Source organism: Sphingomonas sp. PEI4 (assembly GCF_056679955.1).
Genome location: NZ_CM155258.1, coordinates 643163 through 661950, shown reverse-complemented (window position 1 = coordinate 661950; position 18788 = coordinate 643163). Strand labels below are relative to the sequence as shown.

Here is an 18788-nt window from a genome sequence, read left to right as displayed (position 1 = left end):
CTTTACGATGGCACGCCGTCGCAATAGGCGGCGACCATAGTGCGGATGTCGACGCGGGCTTTCAAGCGCGCGGCGAGCAAGGCAGTGCCGCTGATCTTGCGCTGGACGAACAGCGTATCGATCGGGGGCAGGTGCCAGGTGTCGCGGTCGCGCGCGATCTCTGTACCCTGTTCGCGCAGGACTCCGACGAACGCGCGGTCGCCGAAATCGAACGGGCCAGGCTTGGCAAGTTCGGCGAGGATCACGTCGATCATCCGGTCGACCAGCGCGCGGTGTTGCAGCACGGCCGCTTCACCCAGGAACCCGGCGGCGATGGCGGCCTCGCGCACCGCGTCGCGGTCGCCGGCCAGCGCCGCGGTGAGCAGGCGGCGGTAGCCTTCGCCGGTTTCGGTGGGGAGGGGGCGGGCGGCGCCGAAATCGAGCAGGACGAGCTTTTCGGTCTCGGGCTGCCAGCGGTAGTTGGCGAAGTTTGGATCGGTCTGCATCAGCCGCCAGTCGAACAGTTCGCGCAGCACGAGCGAGATCAGGTCGTGCATGACGCGGTCGCGGACGCCTTGCGGCGCGGTCTCCAGAGTCTCGACCGGAACGCCGGTGACGAAGCTCATCGCGAGAACGCGCGGCGTCGTGAGATCGGGATAGAGCATAGGCACGACGAACTGCGGCTGGTCGGCGAGCAGGTCGCCGTAGCGCGCGAGCATCTGCGCCTCGCGGAGGTAATCGGCTTCCTCGTGAAGCTGCTTCTTCGCCTCGGCAAGCAGCGGCGCGATATCGAGGGACTTGGGAAGCATGCCTGACACGCGGAGCAGCGTCGCGACGTTGTCGACGTCGGCCTCGATGCTCTCCTTCACGCCGGGATACTGGACCTTGATGGCCAGCTCTGACCCGTCGGGCAGGCGGGCGCGGTGGACTTGGCCGATCGAGGCGGCAGCGACCGGGTGCGCCTGGAAATGCGCGAAGCGGCGGCGCCAGTCCTTGCCCCATTCGGCGGCGAGCACGCGGTCGAGTTGCTGCGGGGGCATGTGGTTCGCGTTGTTGCGGAGGCGCGCGAGGATCGTCGCGAGCTCGGGCGGGAGCATGTCGCCCGCGTCCATCGAGATCATTTGCCCCAACTTCATCGCCGCGCCGCGGAGATGGGAAAGCTGATCGGCGACGCGCGTAGCGTTGGCGGGAGTGAGGAGCAGGTCGCCGATCTTGGGACGTTCGCCGTTTGCGAGACGGCGGGCGCCTTCTGCTACGACGCCGCCGGCGACACCGCCTGCGAGTTTGCCGAAGACGCCGAGACGGGCGAGGCGGCCGCTCGGGATCGCGCGTCCGGCGCTGTTGCCGCAGTCTTCGGTCACGGATGTTCCTTGGTTTTTCGGGGAGGTCTCGGGAGGGATATGGGTGGCGGGAGCAGTCGATCAATCGGAGCCCACCCGCGAAGTTAACCGAAGCTACCCCTTCCAGTTCTCCCGCGAAGGCGGGAGCCCAGACTGGATCCCCGCCTTCGCGGGGAAACATGCTTGGCGCGGACGCACTCGAGCCAAAACGCCATCGTCATCCCCGCGAAGGCGGGGATCCATATCCTCGACCGCTCGCGCTCCTATCGCGCGGTCAGCCAGTATGGGTTCCCGCCTCCGCGGGAATGACGAATGGGGGCGTTGGTCTGATCTCTCCTACCATTTGAACTCGCCGGGACGAGGAGGAGGGATTTCGTTTGGCCTGAAAGAAGAAAGGACGCCCGGATTTCTCCGGGCGCCCTTGTCTCAATCAGCGACGTGGCGAAGCCACGCCGTCGGTCGTCGCGGTCCGCGACGCCGGCCGACAGCGGCTGTGCGCTCTCGCGCACCGCTGCCGGCACGGCAGCTCAGCCGCTGTAATACATATCATACTCAACCGGGCTAGGCGTCATCTCCCAGCGCGCGACCTCGGCGTACTTGATCTCGACATAGCTCTCGATCTGGTCCTTCGAGAACACGTCGCCCTTCAGCAGGAAGTCGTGGTCGGCGAGCAGGCATTCGAGCGCCTCGCGGAGCGAACCCGCGACGGTCGGGACCTGCGCCAACTCTGCCGGCGGCAGGTCGTACAGGTTCTTGTCCATCGCTTCGCCAGGATGGATCTTGTTGAGGATGCCGTCCATGCCGGCCATCATCAGCGCCGCATAAGCGAGATACGGGTTGGCGAGCGCGTCGGGGAAACGCACTTCGACGCGCTTCGCCTTGGGGCCGGTCCCGTACGGAATGCGGCACGATGCCGAGCGGTTGCGCGCCGAGTATGCGAGCAGCACGGGTGCTTCGTAACCGGGGACGAGGCGCTTGTAGCTGTTGGTCGACGGGTTGGTGAACGCGTTGACCGCCTTGGCGTGCTTGATGATGCCGCCGATGAAATACAGGCACATGTCGCTGAGGCCCGCATAGCCGTTGCCGGCGAACAGCGGGGTCTTGCCCTCCCAGATCGAGAAATGCGTGTGCATCCCCGAGCCGTTGTCCTCCTTGATGGGCTTCGGCATGAACGTCGCCGTCTTGCCGTACGCGTGTGCGACCTGGTGGACGACGTACTTGTAGATCTGCATGCGATCCGCGGTCTGCGTCAGCGTGCCGAAGGTCAGGCCTAGCTCGTGCTGTGCGGCCGCGACTTCGTGATGATGCTTGTCGCACGGCAGGCCCATCTCGATCATCGTCGAGACCATCTCGCCGCGGATGTCGACGGCTGAATCGACCGGCGCGACCGGGAAATAGCCGCCCTTCGCGCGGGGACGATGCCCCATGTTGCCGCCCTCATATTCGCGACCCGAATTGCCCGGCAGCTCGATGTCGTCGATCTTGTAGTAGCTGGTCGAATAGCTGTTCTCGAAGCGAACGTCGTCGAACATGAAGAATTCGGCTTCGGGGCCGACATAGACGGTGTCGCCCACGCCGGTGGTCAGCAGATACGCCTCCGCGCGCTTGGCGGTCGAACGTGGATCGCGTGCGTACAACTCGCCGGTCACTGGATCGGCGATGTCGCAGATCAGGATCATCATCGGCGTCGCCGAGAACGGGTCGATATAGATCGCGTCGAGATCGGGCTTGAGCGTCATGTCGCTCTCGTTGATCGCCTTCCAGCCCTCGATCGACGAACCGTCGAACATGAGACCGTCGGTGAGTTCGTCCTCGCCGATCAGGCTGGCGACCATCGTCAGATGCTGCCACTTGCCCTTCGGATCGGTGAACCGCAGATCGACCCACTCGATCTCCTGGTCCTTGATCATATTGAGAACGTCGGAGGCCGAATTCGCCATGATGCTTGCCCTTCGTTTAGGAGATTGCCCACGCAGTGCGGGGGAATCTAATTGCTGTATGGAACAGGATTTCCACACAATGTTGCGCTGCGTCAAATGACGATGTCGTCACCCGTCGTCAACGCCGTATGTATGGGAGAAAACTAGATTGCGTCGTCGTCGCGCTCGCCGGTGCGGATACGGAGCGCGCTCTCGACCGGGATGACGAAGATCTTGCCGTCGCCGATCCGGCCGGTCTGCGCGGCTGCGGCGATCGCCTCGACGACGCGCTGCGCCAGGCCGTCCTCGACGACGACCTCGAGCTTTACCTTAGGCAGGAAGTCGACGACGTATTCGGCGCCGCGATAGAGTTCGGTATGGCCCTTCTGCCGGCCGAAGCCCTTGGCCTCGGTCACGGTGATGCCGCTCACGCCGATCTCGTGCAGCGCTTCCTTCACCTCATCCAGCTTGAACGGCTTGATGATGGCTTCGATCTTTTTCACAGGTACGCCCCCGATTGTTGAAACCCTCGCTCATGCGAGCGAGCCGTCCGCCCTGAAGGGCGCCTTGCACCAAGCGTGCCAGCCGCGGCGCGCTGGGGCAACCGCGGAATATCGTCGATTTCACTGCCCGAAATTGCGGCACTTGGTTGGTGCGTGCGCAATGCGAGGGCAGGGCGCAAAATCACAGGATTTCGTGCAGCCGTGCGATCGGGCGGCCGAGCCGGACGCCCTTGTCGGTCTCGACCAGCGGGCGTTCGATCAGCAGCGGATCGATCATCATCGCATCTAGGATCGCCTCGGCGTCGCCATGCTTCACCGCCTTGGCGCCGTCCTCAGCCATGCGGAGGCCCTGCCGCGGCGTCATGCCCGCGCGGTCGTAGAGGCGGACGAGTTCGGCGCGGGTCGGCGGGTTTTTCAGATATTCGACGATCGTGAAGTCCGCCCCGGCCTCTTGGAGCAGCGCGAGCGCCTCGCGCGACTTGGAGCAGCGCGGGTTGTGGTAGATCGTCGCCTTCACGAATGCTCCGTTATTATCGTTTGCCACCGTCCTCCCAGCTTTCGCTGGGAGGACGGTGCTTTACGCACCTCCGTCATGCCGGGCTTGTTCCGGCATCCACCGTTCCGCACACTCGATAGACATGAGTTCGCGGGACCGTGGACCCCGGAACAAGTCCGCGGTGACGGGGGAAGTCTACACCCCCTGCTTGGCCAGCCACTCTTCCAGCCACTTGATCGTGTACGCGCCTTCTTGGAACTCGGGATCGTCGAGTAGCGCACGGTGCAAGGGAATCGTCGTCGTGACCCCCTCGATCACCATCTCCTCGAGCGCTCGCCGCAACCGGCGGAGTGCGCCCTGCCGAGTCGTCCCGTAGACGATCAGCTTGGCGATCATCGAGTCGTAATAAGGCGGCACGCGGTAGCCCGCATACAGCCCGCTATCGACGCGAACATGCATCCCGCCCGGCGCGTGATACACCTTCACCAATCCCGGCGACGGCGCGAAGGTGCGCGGGTCCTCGGCGTTGATGCGGCACTCGATAGCGTGTCCGCGGAACTGCACGTCTTCCTGGCGGAGCGTCAGCGGATGGCCCTCGGCTACGCGGATCTGCTCGCGCACCAGGTCCAGCCCGGTGATCATCTCGGTCACCGGATGCTCGACCTGAAGCCGGGTGTTCATCTCGATGAAGTAGAATTCGCCGGCTTCCCACAGGAACTCGATCGTCCCTGCGCCGCGATAGCTCATGTCGGCCATCGCCTTGGCGACGATCCCACCCATCCGTTCGCGCTCTTCCGCGGTGATGATCGGCGAGGGCGCTTCCTCGAGCACCTTCTGGTGGCGGCGCTGGAGCGAGCAGTCGCGCTCGCCGAGATGGATCGCGTTGCCGTTACCGTCGCCGAAGATCTGGAATTCGATGTGCCTCGGATTACCGAGATATTTTTCCATGTAGACGGTGGCATCGCCGAACGCGGCCTTCGCCTCGCTGCCGGCCTGCTGCATCTGCGTTTCGAGATCGTCGGGATCGTTGACGACTTTCATCCCGCGCCCGCCGCCGCCCGACGCCGCCTTGATGATCACCGGATAGCCGATGTCCTCCGCGATCCGCTTCGCCTCGGCGATGTCGCTGATCGCGCCGTCCGACCCGGGAACGAGCGGCAGCCCGAGCGCGCCAGCGGTCCGCTTCGCCTGGACCTTGTCGCCCATCGTGCGGATGTGCTCGGGCTTCGGCCCGACGAACAGGATGTTGTGCAGCTCGACGATCTCGGCGAACTGTGCGTTCTCGCTGAGAAAGCCGTAACCCGGATGGATCGCGTCAGCGCCGCTGATTTCTGCGGCCGAGATGATGTTCGGGATGTTCAGATAGCTGTCGGCGGCGGACGGCGGTCCGATGCAGATCGCCTCGTCCGCGAGCCGGACGTGCATCGCGTCGGCGTCGGCGGTCGAGTGGACCGCGACCGTCTTGATGCCCATCTCATGGCAGGCGCGGTGGATCCGCAGCGCGATCTCGCCGCGGTTCGCGATCAGCAGCTTCTTTATTTGCGGCATTATTCGACGACTACGAGGGGCTGGTCGAACTCGACCGGCTGGCCGTTCTCGACCAGGATCGCGGTCACGGTGCCGGCCGAGGGCGCGACGATCGTGTTCATCACCTTCATCGCCTCGATGATCAGCAACGTGTCGCCCGCGTTGACCTTCTGGCCGACGGTCGAGAACGGCTTCGCCTCGGGGTTGGCGGCGAGATAGACGGTGCCGACCATCGGCGACTTGACTGCGCTCGCGCTGATCGCGGGAGCGGACGCGCCGACCTCGGCCTGCGGGATCGACAGCGGCGCGGAGACCGGAGCGGGGGCCTGTGCATAATGCGCGACGGGTGCTGCCGGAGCGGCCTTGCGCGCGACGCGGATGCGGCGCGATCCATCTTCAACCTCAATCTCGGTCAGCTGTGTGGTGTCGAGCAGTTCGGCGAGCTGGCGCACCAGGGTCACGTCGACCTGCATTGCGCCTGTTGTTTCTGGTGTATCGGTCATGGCGGGGCCTCCTGTCAGAACCGTGCGACGGCTTCAAGCGCGAGCACATACGAAAGCGCACCGAAACCCGCGATCGTACCCTTCGCCGCTTGCCCGACCAGGCTCACATGCCTGAACGATTCGCGTGCGTGCGGGTTGGAAAGATGGACTTCGATCACCGGCGTCTTCACGCCCTTGATCGCGTCGTGTACCGCGACCGAGGTGTGCGTGAATGCACCTGCGTTAAGAATGACGGCCTTCGCGCCGCGCGCCTGCGCCTCCTGGATCCAGTCGACGAGGTGCCCTTCGTGGTTCGACTGGCGCATGTCGATCGTCAGGTCGAGTTCGCGAGCGCGATCCTCCAGCATCCCGGCGATGTCGTCGAGCGTCTCGTCGCCATAGATTTCCGGCTCGCGCGTTCCCAGCAGGTTGAGGTTGGGGCCGTTCAGGACGAATATCGTATCGGGCAAGGGTGGCCTTTCGGTTGCGGGTGCTGCGGAGCGGTCTCTATATGCGCCTCACGCCATTCCTTACAGGCCCGTCTCGCGACAAGTCGAGCCGCGCCTTCGCTATATAGTGGACCATATGCCCATGCCCCATTCCGATGGCACCGTCTCGATCACCGTCAACGGCGAACACAAGCGCGTGTCCGCCGGGCTGAGCCTTGCAGCCCTCGCGACCGAACTGGGTCTGGTGCCCGAGAAGATCGCGGTCGAACGGAACATGGAGGTTGTCCCGCGGTCGACCTTGGCGGACGTGATGGTGGAGGACGGTGACGACCTTGAGATCGTCCATTTCGTCGGCGGTGGCGACCATGAGGATAGCTGGACCGTCGCAGGGCGGACGTTCAAGTCGCGGCTGATCGTCGGTACCGGCAAGTACAAGGATTTCGCGCAGAACGCCGCTGCGGTCGAGGCATCGGGCGCGGAAATCGTCACGGTCGCCGTCCGCCGCGTCAACGTCTCGGATCGCAACGCGCCGATGCTGACCGACTTCATCGATCCGAAGAAGATCACGTATCTCCCCAACACCGCCGGTTGCTTCGATGCCGAATCGGCGATTCGCACGCTGCGGCTGGCGCGCGAAGCCGGCGGTTGGGAGCTGGTGAAGCTCGAAGTGCTCGGTGAGGCGAAGACGCTCTATCCCGACATGGTCGAGACGCTGCGCGCGACCGAGATCCTGGCGAACGAGGGCTTCAAGCCGATGGTCTATTGCGTCGACGATCCGATCGCCACCAAGCGACTGGAGAACGCCGGCGCAGTCGCGATCATGCCGCTGGGCGCGCCGATCGGCTCGGGGCTTGGCATCCAGAACCGCGTGACGATCCGCCTGATCGTCGAGGGGGCAGGGGTGCCCGTGCTGGTCGACGCTGGCGTCGGCACCGCGTCGGATGCGGCGGTGGCGATGGAGCTCGGTTGCGACGGCGTGCTCATGAACACGGCCATCGCAGAGGCGAAGGACCCGCTGATGATGGCGGCGGCGATGAAGGCCGCGGTTGAATCGGGACGGCTCGCGTATCGCGCCGGGCGGATGGGGCAGCGCCGCTACGCCGATCCCTCGAGTCCGCTGGCAGGGCTGATCTGATTCGGCCGTTTTCAAACTGGGTCATGACGCAAACGTCACGGAACCCACGGTAAAGACGACCGTTATACCTCTGCAAGTTCAAGCGGCCCGACAGTCGGGTTCGCGGAAACAAAGGAGGCCTTTATGGGCGAGTTCACCGATAAGGTTGCAGCAGCCGGCAACAAGGTCGCAGGTAACGTCAAGGAAGCCGTCGGCAAGGCGACCGATAACGACCGGTTGGTAGCCGAAGGCGAGGCGCAACAAGTCAAGGGCACTGCGCAGAACGTCAAGGGCAGCGTCAAGGGCGCACTTGGCGACGACATCTAAGCTTTAGCTAGATGTGGGAATAGAGGCCGCTTCGGGAAACCGGAGCGGCCTTTTCTTTGCGTGGTCGATTCCGGGTGCCGCGACCACGACCACCCCGGCGAAGGCCGGGGACCAATTGGGGGACGACCTTGATTAGCGGTATCGCGTCGTTACCTCGGACATGCCAATTGGGCTCCGGCCTTCGCCGGGGTGGTGCAGCGCGTCCAACCGAACTTCCTTGCTCCACGACCCAAATCCCATCACGAGCACCCCCATGACCCTCCCGACCCGCAGCTATGCCGCGTTCCTGTTCGACATGGACGGCACCATCCTCACCTCGATCGCCTCCGCCGAGCGCAGTTGGACCAGATGGGCGATCGCCCACGGCCTCGACGTCGCGACCTTCCTGCCGACGATCCACGGCGTGCAGTCGGTCGAGACGATCCGCCGCCTCGGCCTCCCCGGCGTCGATTCGGTCGCGGAGGCCGCAGCGATCACGGCAGCCGAAATGGAAGACGTCGACGATATAAAGCCGATCGCGGGCGCGGCTGCGTTCCTGGCCAGCCTGCCGCCCGAACGCTGGACGATCGTGACCTCTGCCCCCCGTGCGCTTGCCGAAGTGCGGTTGAAGGCCGCCAAACTGCCGATCCCCGCAACCATAATCGCTGCCGAAGACGTTGCAAACGGCAAGCCTGCGCCCGATTGCTTCTTGCTCGCGGCGGAACGACTCGGGTTTTCAGCAACCGACTGTCTCGTTTTCGAGGACGCCGCTGCCGGTATCGCCTCTGCTGAGGCAGCAGGCGCGGACGTGCTCGTTCTGACCGAAACCCACCAGCCGGGGCATTTGCCGGGCGTAGACCACCCACGCATCCGCAATTACACCGATATTGCGGTCATCAAGGGTGACGACGGGAGCATGAGGCTAACCCGCTAGCCGCCGAAGCAAGCGGCATTGAAAACCTCAGCGCGCGGTATCGTCCCGCGCGCGTTCGATCAGTGCATCGAGCGCCGCTTCGTCGAGTCGACCTGCCGTCTTCAGCGCGGCCTCGGGGGTCAGCGAGATGATTGCTCCGTCTGGCCCATCGATGACGACCTCGCCATTTTCATAGAAAACGGTGCGCGGTTCGGCGTGCGGCTGGGTCATCTGCGATCTCCCGTATGGAAAGAGAACGTGCGAACTGCGCGGCGGATCCCGGCCGCCCCGATCCAACCTCGTGGTACCTCAGCCGGCGACCGATTCACCCATCCAACGATCGAACAATTGCGGCCATAGCGATCCCGGTGACCGCGGCGACAAGCGCGTGCCGAAACCATGTCCGCCATGTTGCAGGAAGTGCGCCTCGGCTGGAATATCGACGCGCCGAGCGGCGGCGAGCATATCCACCGTGTTCGCAACCGGTACGGTCTTGTCGTCCTCTGCATGTAACAGGAACAACGGCGGCGTCCCGGGGCGCAACTGACGATCGATCGCGTAACGCGCCTGCACCGCCGGCAGCGGATCGGGACCCAGCAGGTTGGCGCGCGACCCGCCGTGGCTGCGGCCCGCATCGACGTTGGACACCGCATACATCAGTCCGGCAAAGGCAGGGCGCGCGGAATGGCGATCGGCGGCGTCGATCGGGCTGTATGCTTTGTAGTCGTGGAGGACCGTCACCGATCCCGCCAGATGGCCACCCGCGGAAAACCCGAGCACGCCAAGCTTGCGAGCGTCGATGCGATAAGCGCGGGCATTGGCGCGGATCAGTCGCATTGCTCTCTGCGCATCGGCCAGCGGCACGTCGGCGCGGTCGGCCCAGCCTTCACAGGGCAGGCGATAGCTCAACACGAACACGGTGATGCCGAATCCGTTCAGGACGCGCGCGACATCGATTCCCTCGTTGCGCAGCGACGTGAGGTAATCGCCGCCGCCGGGCATGACCAGCACCGCGCGACCATCGGGACGCTGCGGTCGGAACACACCGACCTCAGGCCGCGCAACGCCGCGCATCTTGATATCGCGATACCCATTCTCTCGGGTCGCGATCTCGGGGTTGGGTCGAGGAAGCGGGTTCGGCGCCCCAGCGGGTATACCTGGCCAGAGCAGAAAATGCTCGGCGGGTGGCCAGACCGGGATGTCCGAAGGTCCGGGCAGCGCGGTGGCTTGCGCGAACGCGGCGGGCGCGATGCCAGCGGCTAGGGGGAGCGACAGGAGGGAGCGGCGATCGAAGGTCATGCCGCATGCTAGACGATCGGACCACGTGCGGGGAAGGGCGTGCAACGCGACCGGTGATTATTCGCCGCGGCCGCGGAGCCCTTAGAACACGGCAAGTGCGGCGTGCAGGGTCAATGCGACGAGCATCACGCTCGACAGCATGAACAGGAGAAAGCGGGCCCTGACGCGGTTGCTGGTCGCTTGGACGAGGCTGTGCGCGATCCGCAGTCCGACATACCCCCAGGCGATCCAGGCGTTGACGCCGTCGCCCGTGCCGCTGAGTGCGAGAACGGCGCACACCGCGTAGAACAGCGTCGGCTGCTCCATCAGGTGGTTATGATTGTGCGCCTTCCACTGCACGTGCGGGGGCAGCGATCGATCCGCGTCGGACGCCTTGGTGCCGACGAGCTTGCCCATGTCGACGCCCGCCGCCTTCATCGCCGGCAACCGCGTCGCGAGCGTCCAGCCCAGCATCACGAGCGTCCACGCGATCAGCACGACCATCGGCCGCAGGATATCGCTGTGCATGAAAAAGCCTCCCCCGGTTATCCGGAGGAGGCTGCATCAATTGCCGGGAAGGGGCAACGGTATCTCTGATCCTCCCCCGCCAGGGGGAGGTGGCAGGCACTTGCCTGACGGAGGGGGAGGAAAGCGCAACCGACGGTATCGTCGCCTCCCCCTCCGTCGCTTCGCGCCACCTCCCCCTAGCGGGGGAGGATTGCATAGTTTCAGTCGAAGCTTGCGCCCCACTTGCGAACCGGACGATCCTTCCACAGGCCGCGGTGATACGCATCCGACGCCAGCAACGGCATGACCGAGCCCGCTTCCGCGAACACCATCTGCTCGATGCCCGTGTTCACCTTGCCCCACGAAGCCGCTTCCTGCAGCGTCGACGATGAGCACGCGCCGTCGCGCACGTCGGCAACCGTGATCTGCACCGCATACTTGTGGACCTGGACGTCGTCGTGGCCGAGGATCTCGGCACAGACGACGGTGTCCTGGATGAAGTTCTTCGGCACGCCGCCGCCGATCATCAGCAGGCCGGTGGTGCCCGCCTTGATCTTGATCTCGGTGAGTTCGCGGAAGTCGGCGATCGCGTCGAGGACCATGTACGGCTTGCCCGCCTTAACCGCGTCGACCTGGTGCTTGACCAGGCCGAAGCCGGCGGACGAGTCGACGAACGCCGGGCAGAAGATCGGCACGTCATGCTCATAGGCGAGCTTGACGAGGCTGTTCTCCTTCTTGCCGTGCTCGACGAGATACTTGCCCATCTCGCGGATGAATTCGCGGCTCGAATAGGCGCGCGGCTCCAGCGTCTCGGCGATCTCGAAGATCGTGTGGTCGACGTGCTGGAGCTCTTCCTCGTCGATATAGGTGTCGTAGATCCGGTCGATCATCAGCGAGCGCAGCACGTCGTCGTGCGGCACTTCGAGCGCCTGATAATGCTTGTGGCCGAGGCCCTCGAAGAAATCCATGTCGACGATCGTCGCGCCGGTCGCGACGATGCCGTCGATCATGTTGTTGCGCAGCAGCTCGGCATACAGATCCATGCAACCGCCGGCGCTCGTCGAGCCTGCGATCACGAGGAAGATCGTGCAGTCCTTGTCGGCCAGCATCTGGTTGTAGATGTCGGTCGCACGGCCGAGGTCGCGGCTGGTGAACGACATCTTCTTCATCGCATCGACGATCGGCCGCGCGTCGAAGCTCTTGATGTCGATATGCTCGACGGTGGTCGAAAGGAGTTCCGCCTTGCGCTGCGCGTCGATGCGGGTGTCGGAGGGGGCTTCGGTCATGTCTAATTTCTCCTGATCCCCCCTCCCGCCTGCGGGAGGGGGCTAGGGGGTGGGCGCCCGCTCACCGCGACCGCTCCGGATGTGGAAAACGCGCGCCCACCCCTCGGTCCCCTCCCGCTAGCGGGAGGGGAAGACGAAGAGCGAACGATTACTTAGTGTTGGTTACAGCTTGACGACGTTCGATGCGAGATCCTGGAAGCGTTCGTCATACAACGACACCATAGGCTCGTCGGTGACGATCACCGTCTCGTCCGATCCGAACCCGTTGAACGCGGTCCGCATCGCCGAGCCGTAGGCGCCGAGCATGCCGATCTCGATGTAATCACCGGCCTGCGTGTCCGCGGGCAGCATGAACGGGCCGGCCATGTGATCCATGTCGTCGCACGTCGGACCATAGAAGCTGAATTCCATGTCCTTCGCCCGGCTGTCCGGCTCGCGGAGCAGTTCGGTCGGGAAACGCCAGCCGATATGCGCCGCATCGAACAGCGCGCCATACGCGCCGTCGTTGATATACAGCTCGGTCCCGCGACGCTTCTCGACGCGCACGATGATCGAGGAGTATTCCGCGCACAACGCCCGGCCCGGCTCGCACCACAGCTCGGACGAATAGCTGACGGGCAGCGATTCGAACGCACGGTGGATCGTCTCGAAGAAATGCTCGAGCGGCGGGGGCTCCATGCCGGGATAGGACGACGGGAATCCGCCGCCGACGTCGATCACGTCAACCGTGACCGCCGCTTCGACGATCGCCGCACGGACGCGCTCCATCGCGTTCGAATAGGCCTCCGGGGTCATCGCCTGCGAACCGACGTGGAAGCAGATGCCGAGCGCATCCGCTGCCTGACGAGCCGCGAACAGCAACTCCTTGGCTTCGTGCGGCGCCGCGCCGAACTTCGACGCGAGGCTCAGCTTCGAATGCTCGGACGACACGCGCAGACGTACGCAGAGTGTCAGGTCGGTGGCTTCGCGGGTGGCACGAACGACCTTGTCCAGCTCTTCCAGGCTGTCGAGGCTGAAGGTGCGGACGCCGTGCGTGAAATACGCCTCGGCGATCGCTTCCTCGGCCTTGACTGGGTGCATGAAGCACAGGGTCGCTTCCGGCAGCGTCCGCGCGACCAGGCGCACTTCGGCGATTGACGCCACGTCGTAATGCGTGATGCCGTTGTCCCACAGGATCTGCAGGAGTTCGGGAGACGGGTTCGCCTTCACCGCATACATCGAGCGGCCCGGGAACTTCTCTACGAAGAACCGAGCGGCGCGCGCAGCAGCGTGCGGACGAACGAGCGTTACCGGATTGACCGGGCGCCCTTTAGCGATGTCGATGCCGCTCCCGATGTGGGAGGTGTCGGCGGTCGAATGGGCTTTCGCTAACCCCAGCGCGATATGATGCTTGACCAATTCAAGGGACCTCCAATGTCCTGAGACAAATTACGAAAACACTGCCTTGCGGTTGGAAGTCCCATGGGGCAGCGGAAGCGCGATCTAGGGTTACGCGCCCCCCATGTAAATAGCGTTTGGCGGATAGGAGACGGTGTGTGACGATTTTGCGACAACCGACGCGGGCGGGTGTGCGGGACGCCGCGGAAAAGATCGCGCGGATACTGCCGCCGACGCCGCTGTTTATAAGCGAAATCAAGGGTGTACCGGTCGCTTTCAAGGCCGAATCGCTGCAACCGATCGGCGCCTTCAAGATTCGTGGCGCATGGCATCGGCTCACCGCATTGGACGAAGCCGCGCGGAAAAAAGGCGTCGTCGCGTTCTCGTCGGGCAATCACGCGCAGGGCGTGGCCTGGGCGGCGAAGCGGCTCGGCATTGCGGCGACCATCGTGATGCCATCGGATGCGCCGCGGTTGAAGCGCGAGTCGACGCTGGCGTTGGGGGCGGAGGTGGTGACCTACGACCGCGCCACCGAGAGCCGCGAGACGATCGCCGCAGGGCTGGCAGAGGCGCGCGGCGCGACGCTGGTGCCGAGCTTCGACGATCCGTGGATCATCGAGGGGCAGGGGAGTGCCGGGATCGAGGCGGCGGCGCAAATGGCGGCTCTAGGCATGGGCGTGCCAAGCCGAGTCGTGATCCCATGCGGAGGCGGCGGCCTCTCGGCAGGCATAGCGTTGGCCTTGAAGGACAGCGCGATCACGGTCGTCGAGCCCGAGGGCTGGGACGACATGCGTCGCTCCCTGGAGGCATCGTGGATCGAACCCGTCGGTCCCAACCCGCCACCAACAGCCTGCGATTCGCTCCAGACGTTGCGCGTATCGCCGCTGACCTTCGATGTCCTCTCCCGGCGTGACGCGATCGGCGTCGCAGTCAGCGAACCGGAAATCGCGGCGGCGCAGCGCTGGGCAGCGGAGAAACTACGCCTTGTGATCGAACCGGGCGGCGCAGTCGGGCTAGCCGCGGTGTTGGCGGGCAAGGTGACGCTCGAACCCGGCCTGCTCGTCATCCTCTCCGGCGGCAACGTCGACATCGCTGCCTATGCCAGGGCAATGGCGAGCTGATCTAACTTTTGGGCGCCACGATGGTGCGGGGCGGCCCGGCGCAAGCATAGGCCTGTTTGTAACTACCGTTCCAGCAGGCGACGAACCCGTCGAGGATGTTGAGGTTCATCGGCCAAGCATAGGCGCGCGGCTTGCCGTCGGCACCGACCGGGGCATAGCCGGCTGGGCGGGGGAGCGCGGCGAGCTTGGCACGCGCGATGTCGAGTCCGGCAAGGTCGCGGCGCAGAAACGCGATGCTGCCGTCGACATACAGGTTCCAGCCGAACCCCGCATCCTCCTCAGCCGGTTCCGCGCGGCCTCGAACAGCGCTACTGCACGTGCCGTCTGGCCGGCGTTCGCGCGCAACTGGCCTTCGTGCCATTGCAACAGTCCGGCAGTACGCGGGTTCGCCGGGTGAGCGGCGCGCCATTCGGCAATAAGGTCTGCCGCCTGCGCATCGCATCCGGCATTGGCAAGCGCGCGCCAGCCACGGGTCATGGTCTGGTCGAACGCGCGTTCGTCGAGCGCCATCATCGCAGGCTTGTCGTATTGGCAATTGGACGGCGGCGGTGTCTGCGCGGCGATCATCGCGAGAAAGGCCAGCATCACACCTCCGAGTATCCGATCCAGGTCATCAAGCTATTGCCGCGTGTTGCGCGAAGTCAACGCGCTTCAATCCAAGGCCGGGGTGGCGTATCGAGCGGTATGAACGCCGCCCTCACAAGCATCGCCGCCGCAGCCCCCGCCATCGCCATGCTGGCAATGTTCGCCTGCCTGATCGGCGGGATCGTGCTGATCGTGAAGAAGCAGGACACGAAGAAGGGCGTGCTGATGCTGGTGATGGCCGCGGTGCTGCTGGGCAACGTGGCGATCTGGACGCTCTGACTCCCTCGCCCCTGCGGGGAGAGGGACGGGGCTCGCCGCGCTTGCGGGGGAAGGGAGAGGGGAGTTGGGGAGAGCGTATCGATCCCCAACTCCCCTCATCCGACGCTGGCGCGCCACCTTCTCACCGAGGGGAGAAGGGTAACGTCACCTGATCGGCGAGTTCGGATCGAGGCGCATGTCGAGATACTTGTCCACGCTCCCCATCAGCTCGGGCATCTCGTGCTCGAAGAAGTGGTTCGCCTTCGGGATCGTGTCGTGATGGATCGTGATGTGCTTCTGCGTGCGGAGCTTGTCGACCAGCTTCTGCGTGGCACCCGGCGTTGCGACCTCATCGCCTTCGCCCTGGATGATGATCCCGCTCGACGGGCACGGCGCCAGGAAGGTAAAGTCGTACAGGTTCGCTGGCGGTGCCACCGAGATGAACCCGCGGATCTCAGGGCGGCGCATCAGCAACTGCATGCCGATCCACGCGCCGAAGCTGACGCCGGCGATCCAGGTCGTCTGCGCCTCGGGATGGAAGCTCTGCACCCAGTCGAGCGCGCTCGCCGCATCGGAGAGTTCGCCGACGCCGTTGTCGAACACGCCCTGGCTCTTGCCGACACCGCGGAAATTGAACCGCAGCGTCGCAAAGCCACGCCGCTGGAAGGTCTTGTAGAGCTGCTGCACGATCGCGTTGTTCATCGTGCCGCCGGCCGACGGATGCGGGTGCAGGATCATCGCGACGGGTGCGCGGGGACGCGGGCCCGGCGCAAAACGACCTTCGAGACGGCCTTCGGGACCGGGAAAAATGACTTCTGGCATAGGCACTCGCGAGCTGGGATACGCACTCGGGTGGAGTGCCGGATTATCGACGCTATATAGGGAACGAGGCCCTTTTCGCAATTGGAACCGATCCTGCCCCGTACCGAAGCCCGTATCTACCTCGATCACGCTGCCACCACGCCGATGCGCCCGGAGGCTGTAGCGGCGGTGAGCGAGGGCATGGCACGCTGGGCGAACCCGTCTTCGCCGCATGCAGAAGGCCGCGCGGCGAGGGCTGCGCTGGAGGACGCGCGGAAGCGGATCGCCGCCGCGCTAGAGTGGCCGCATCACGTGATCCTGACCAGCGGTGCAAGCGAGTCCGGGGCAATTGCCCTGCGAGGACGGCCCGACATCGATATAGCGGCGGTCGAGCACGACGCCATCCTCCGGGCTGCGGAACAGGCGGTGATACTGAAGGTCGATGCAGGCGGCCTCATCGCGAACGGGGAGGGCGCGCAGGCGATCGCGCTCCAGTCCGCCAACAGCGAAACCGGCGTCCTCCAAAACCCCGCCACCGGCCTCTGGATAGCCGACTGCGCCCAAACCGCCGGCAAGCTCCCGCTCCCCGACGCCGACCTCATCATCGTCTCCGCGCACAAATTGGGCGGCCCTCCCGGCATAGGCGCGCTACTCGTCCGCGATCTCGGCCTGCTCGACCCGACCGGCGGGCAGGAGCGCGGCTATCGCGGCGGCACCGAAAACCTCCCCGGCGCGCTGGGTTTCGCCGCCGCGTTGGAGGCTCCCCGCGACTGGTTCGCCGGCACGGCCGATCTGCGCGCCACGCTCGACGCCGCAATCCTCGCTGGCGGTGGTGAGGTCGTCGCGCAAAACTCCCCCCGCATCCCCACGATCGCCTCGTACCGCATGCCGGGCGTGAGCTCTGCCGCCCAACTGATTCGCCTCGACATGGCCGGGTTCGCAGTCTCCGCCGGCAGCGCCTGTTCGTCGGGCAGCATGCGTCCCAGCCACGTCCTCGCCGCAATGGGCTATTCCGCCGAAGCCGCCGCCGAAGTCGTCCGCGTCAGCTTTGGCTGGACCACGACACCCGAAGACGTCGCGAGCTTCGCGGAAGCCTGGACGCGCATCGCCACCGCCATAAGGCCGGCGGCATGACCTATCTCGACTACCAGGCGACCACCCCGCTCGCACCCGAAGCACTCGCCGCGATGCTCCCCTGGCTCGAATCGCAGCACGCCAACCCGCATTCGCCGCACCGCGAAGGTCGCCGCGCGAAAGCCGCCGTCGAGGTCGCCCGCGATCAGGCTGCCCCGCTGCTCCCCCCCGGCGGCCGCGTCGCCTTCACCAGCGGCGCGACTGAGGCTCTGAACTGGGCGATCAAGGGTACTACCGGCCCGATCGTCACGCTTGCGACCGAACATGCGGCAGTCCTCGACACGGTCGCGGCCGAAGCGGCGAGGGGGCGTCACGTCACGATCCTCCCAGTCGGCACCGACGGCCTGATCGACCTCGCCGCCGCTCGCGCGGCGATCCCATCCGGTACCGGCCTCGTCGCGGCGATGCTCGTCAACAACGAGATCGGCGTGATCCAGCCGATCGCCGCGCTTGCCGATATCGCCCATGCGGCCGGCGCGTCGATGCTCTGCGACGCGGTGCAGGGTTACGGCCGCGTCCCGATCCCCGCCACCGTCGACCTGATCGCCATCTCTGCGCACAAGATCTACGGCCCCAAAGGTATCGGTGCGCTCTGGATCCGCGACGGCGTCGACCTCGCTCCGCTGATGCACGGCGGCGGGCAGGAAGCAGCTGGCCGCTCCGGCACGCTCTCGCCCGCCCTCTGCGCATGCTTCGGCGTCGCCGCGCGCCTCATGACGGATTGCAAGGATCAGGACGACGCCCACATCGACCGCCTCCGGTCGCTCGCGCTCGACCGCCTCGGCCCCGGCTGGACGATCAACGGCGCCACCGAACACCGCTACCACGGCAACCTCAACATCCGCCGCGAAGGCCTCGACGTGAACCGCCTGATGTCCGACCTCCGCGACATCGCCTTCTCCGCCGGCTCGGCCTGCGCCAGCGGATCGGGCCGCTCCAGCCACGTCCTCCGCGCGATCGGCCTTACCGAAGCGCAGGCGCGCTCCAGCATCCGTCTCGGCTTCGGCCGCTACACCACCGAGATCGAACTCCGCGAAGCCATCGAGGCGATCGCCGCCGCAGCCAAGGCGCAATGGCCATGATCGTCCGCTTCATCGCCCGCGACGGCTCGAGCAGCAGCATCGTCGCGCACCCCGGTGACCGCCTGCTCGACGCCGCGCAAGCCGACAACCAGCCGCTCGAAGGCACCTGCGAAGGCCAGCTCTCCTGCGCAACCTGCCACGTCATCGTCGACCCCGACGACTTCGCCCGCCTCCCGCCCGCAAGCGAGGACGAGGAGGACATGCTCGATCTCGCCCGGAACGCGACACGAACCAGCCGGCTTGCTTGCCAGATCCGTCTCACCGATGCGCTCGACGGCCTGACGGTGCGTATTCCGGGGTAGGTCGACAAACCTTACAAGAAGACAACCAC

22 protein-coding genes are annotated in these 18788 nt (G+C 65.4%); 8 read left to right on the top strand and 14 right to left on the bottom strand.

Features of this window, described 5'->3' with window-relative positions; all coding sequences use genetic code 11:
• Window positions 1–2: 2 nt before the first annotated feature.
• The 7 genes from AC1MLZ_RS02890 to aroQ form a co-directional block, all read right to left on the bottom strand.
• On the bottom strand, window positions 3–1340 hold the full coding sequence (locus AC1MLZ_RS02890; RefSeq protein WP_480960360.1) for an ABC1 kinase family protein: 1338 nt from the start codon (window positions 1338–1340) through the stop codon (window positions 3–5).
• Window positions 1341–1846: 506 nt separating this feature from the next.
• Window positions 1847–3259, bottom strand: a complete 1413-nt coding sequence (gene glnA / locus AC1MLZ_RS02885; protein WP_480960359.1) for a type I glutamate--ammonia ligase — start codon at window positions 3257–3259, stop codon at window positions 1847–1849.
• A gap of 143 nt (window positions 3260–3402) precedes the next feature.
• On the bottom strand, window positions 3403–3741 hold the full coding sequence (locus AC1MLZ_RS02880; protein WP_055875939.1) for a P-II family nitrogen regulator: 339 nt from the start codon (window positions 3739–3741) through the stop codon (window positions 3403–3405).
• A 181-nt stretch (window positions 3742–3922) separates the two neighbouring features.
• Entirely contained in the window at window positions 3923–4258 is a 336-nt protein-coding gene (locus AC1MLZ_RS02875; RefSeq protein WP_480960358.1) for an arsenate reductase family protein, read from the bottom strand.
• Window positions 4259–4432: 174 nt separating this feature from the next.
• Window positions 4433–5785, bottom strand: coding sequence for an acetyl-CoA carboxylase biotin carboxylase subunit (accC, locus tag AC1MLZ_RS02870; protein ID WP_480960357.1), 1353 nt, complete (start codon window positions 5783–5785; stop codon window positions 4433–4435).
• On the bottom strand, window positions 5785–6267 hold the full coding sequence (gene accB, locus AC1MLZ_RS02865; RefSeq protein WP_480960356.1) for an acetyl-CoA carboxylase biotin carboxyl carrier protein: 483 nt from the start codon (window positions 6265–6267) through the stop codon (window positions 5785–5787). Before accB ends, accC begins: the two co-directional genes overlap by 1 nt.
• 14 nt (window positions 6268–6281) lie before the next feature.
• On the bottom strand, window positions 6282–6716 hold the full coding sequence (gene aroQ, locus AC1MLZ_RS02860; protein WP_480960355.1) for a type II 3-dehydroquinate dehydratase: 435 nt from the start codon (window positions 6714–6716) through the stop codon (window positions 6282–6284).
• A 121-nt stretch (window positions 6717–6837) separates the two neighbouring features.
• Between aroQ and thiS the strand changes: the two genes are divergently transcribed.
• The 3 genes from thiS (at window position 6838) to AC1MLZ_RS02845 (ending at window position 9049) form a co-directional block, all read left to right on the top strand.
• The gene (gene thiS / locus AC1MLZ_RS02855) at window positions 6838–7830 is read left to right on the top strand and encodes a sulfur carrier protein ThiS (RefSeq protein ID WP_480960354.1); all 993 of its coding nucleotides are present in this window, start codon (window positions 6838–6840) and stop codon (window positions 7828–7830) included.
• Between the two features lie 123 nt (window positions 7831–7953).
• A complete protein-coding gene (locus tag AC1MLZ_RS02850; RefSeq protein ID WP_480960353.1) occupies window positions 7954–8136 on the top strand; it encodes a CsbD family protein in 183 nt (60 codons plus the stop codon).
• A gap of 253 nt (window positions 8137–8389) precedes the next feature.
• Window positions 8390–9049: an HAD-IA family hydrolase gene (locus AC1MLZ_RS02845; RefSeq protein ID WP_480960352.1), complete on the top strand. Its 660-nt coding sequence runs from the start codon at window positions 8390–8392 to the stop codon at window positions 9047–9049.
• A gap of 27 nt (window positions 9050–9076) precedes the next feature.
• Here the strand turns inward: AC1MLZ_RS02845 and AC1MLZ_RS02840 are convergent, their stop codons facing one another.
• From AC1MLZ_RS02840 to AC1MLZ_RS02820, 5 genes are all read right to left on the bottom strand, one after another.
• Window positions 9077–9259 (bottom strand): hypothetical protein, encoded by a 183-nt coding sequence (locus AC1MLZ_RS02840; protein WP_480960351.1) that lies wholly within the window; start codon window positions 9257–9259, stop codon window positions 9077–9079.
• 78 nt (window positions 9260–9337) lie between these two features.
• Window positions 9338–10327 carry an alpha/beta hydrolase gene (locus tag AC1MLZ_RS02835; RefSeq protein ID WP_480960350.1) on the bottom strand — a complete coding sequence of 330 codons (990 nt, stop codon included), beginning with the start codon at window positions 10325–10327 and terminating at the stop codon, window positions 9338–9340.
• An 81-nt stretch (window positions 10328–10408) separates the two neighbouring features.
• Entirely contained in the window at window positions 10409–10834 is a 426-nt protein-coding gene (locus AC1MLZ_RS02830) for an MAPEG family protein (RefSeq protein WP_480960349.1), read from the bottom strand.
• A 200-nt stretch (window positions 10835–11034) separates the two neighbouring features.
• Window positions 11035–12099 (bottom strand): 1,9-bis(guanidino)-5-aza-nonane synthase, encoded by a 1065-nt coding sequence (locus tag AC1MLZ_RS02825; RefSeq protein ID WP_480960348.1) that lies wholly within the window; start codon window positions 12097–12099, stop codon window positions 11035–11037.
• Between the two features lie 162 nt (window positions 12100–12261).
• Window positions 12262–13497 carry a type III PLP-dependent enzyme gene (locus tag AC1MLZ_RS02820; protein WP_480960347.1) on the bottom strand — a complete coding sequence of 412 codons (1236 nt, stop codon included), beginning with the start codon at window positions 13495–13497 and terminating at the stop codon, window positions 12262–12264.
• Between the two features lie 137 nt (window positions 13498–13634).
• On the opposite strand from AC1MLZ_RS02820, the gene AC1MLZ_RS02815 reads away from it, so the two are divergent.
• Window positions 13635–14597: a threonine ammonia-lyase gene (locus AC1MLZ_RS02815; RefSeq protein WP_480960346.1), complete on the top strand. Its 963-nt coding sequence runs from the start codon at window positions 13635–13637 to the stop codon at window positions 14595–14597.
• A 1-nt stretch (window position 14598) separates the two neighbouring features.
• On the opposite strand, the gene AC1MLZ_RS02810 is transcribed toward AC1MLZ_RS02815, so the two are convergent.
• Window positions 14599–14958, bottom strand: a complete 360-nt coding sequence (locus AC1MLZ_RS02810) for a hypothetical protein (RefSeq protein ID WP_480960345.1) — start codon at window positions 14956–14958, stop codon at window positions 14599–14601.
• A 32-nt stretch (window positions 14959–14990) separates the two neighbouring features.
• On the opposite strand from AC1MLZ_RS02810, the gene AC1MLZ_RS02805 reads away from it, so the two are divergent.
• Complete coding sequence (locus AC1MLZ_RS02805; protein ID WP_480960344.1) at window positions 14991–15461, top strand: hypothetical protein; 471 nt, start codon at window positions 14991–14993, stop codon at window positions 15459–15461.
• Window positions 15462–15605: 144 nt separating this feature from the next.
• Here AC1MLZ_RS02805 and AC1MLZ_RS02800 read toward each other — a convergent pair whose 3' ends face one another.
• Window positions 15606–16262: an alpha/beta hydrolase gene (locus AC1MLZ_RS02800; protein ID WP_128453102.1), complete on the bottom strand. Its 657-nt coding sequence runs from the start codon at window positions 16260–16262 to the stop codon at window positions 15606–15608.
• A 144-nt stretch (window positions 16263–16406) separates the two neighbouring features.
• Between AC1MLZ_RS02800 and AC1MLZ_RS02795 the strand changes: the two genes are divergently transcribed.
• From AC1MLZ_RS02795 to AC1MLZ_RS02785, 3 genes are read left to right on the top strand one after another with little or no spacing between them, the layout of a single operon-like run.
• Entirely contained in the window at window positions 16407–17375 is a 969-nt protein-coding gene (locus AC1MLZ_RS02795; RefSeq protein WP_480961457.1) for a cysteine desulfurase family protein, read from the top strand.
• Complete coding sequence (locus AC1MLZ_RS02790) at window positions 17372–18457, top strand: cysteine desulfurase family protein (RefSeq protein ID WP_480960343.1); 1086 nt, start codon at window positions 17372–17374, stop codon at window positions 18455–18457. Before AC1MLZ_RS02795 ends, AC1MLZ_RS02790 begins: the two co-directional genes overlap by 4 nt.
• Window positions 18454–18759, top strand: a complete 306-nt coding sequence (locus AC1MLZ_RS02785) for a 2Fe-2S iron-sulfur cluster-binding protein (RefSeq protein ID WP_480960342.1) — start codon at window positions 18454–18456, stop codon at window positions 18757–18759. Before AC1MLZ_RS02790 ends, AC1MLZ_RS02785 begins: the two co-directional genes overlap by 4 nt.
• Window positions 18760–18788: the final 29 nt, after the last annotated feature.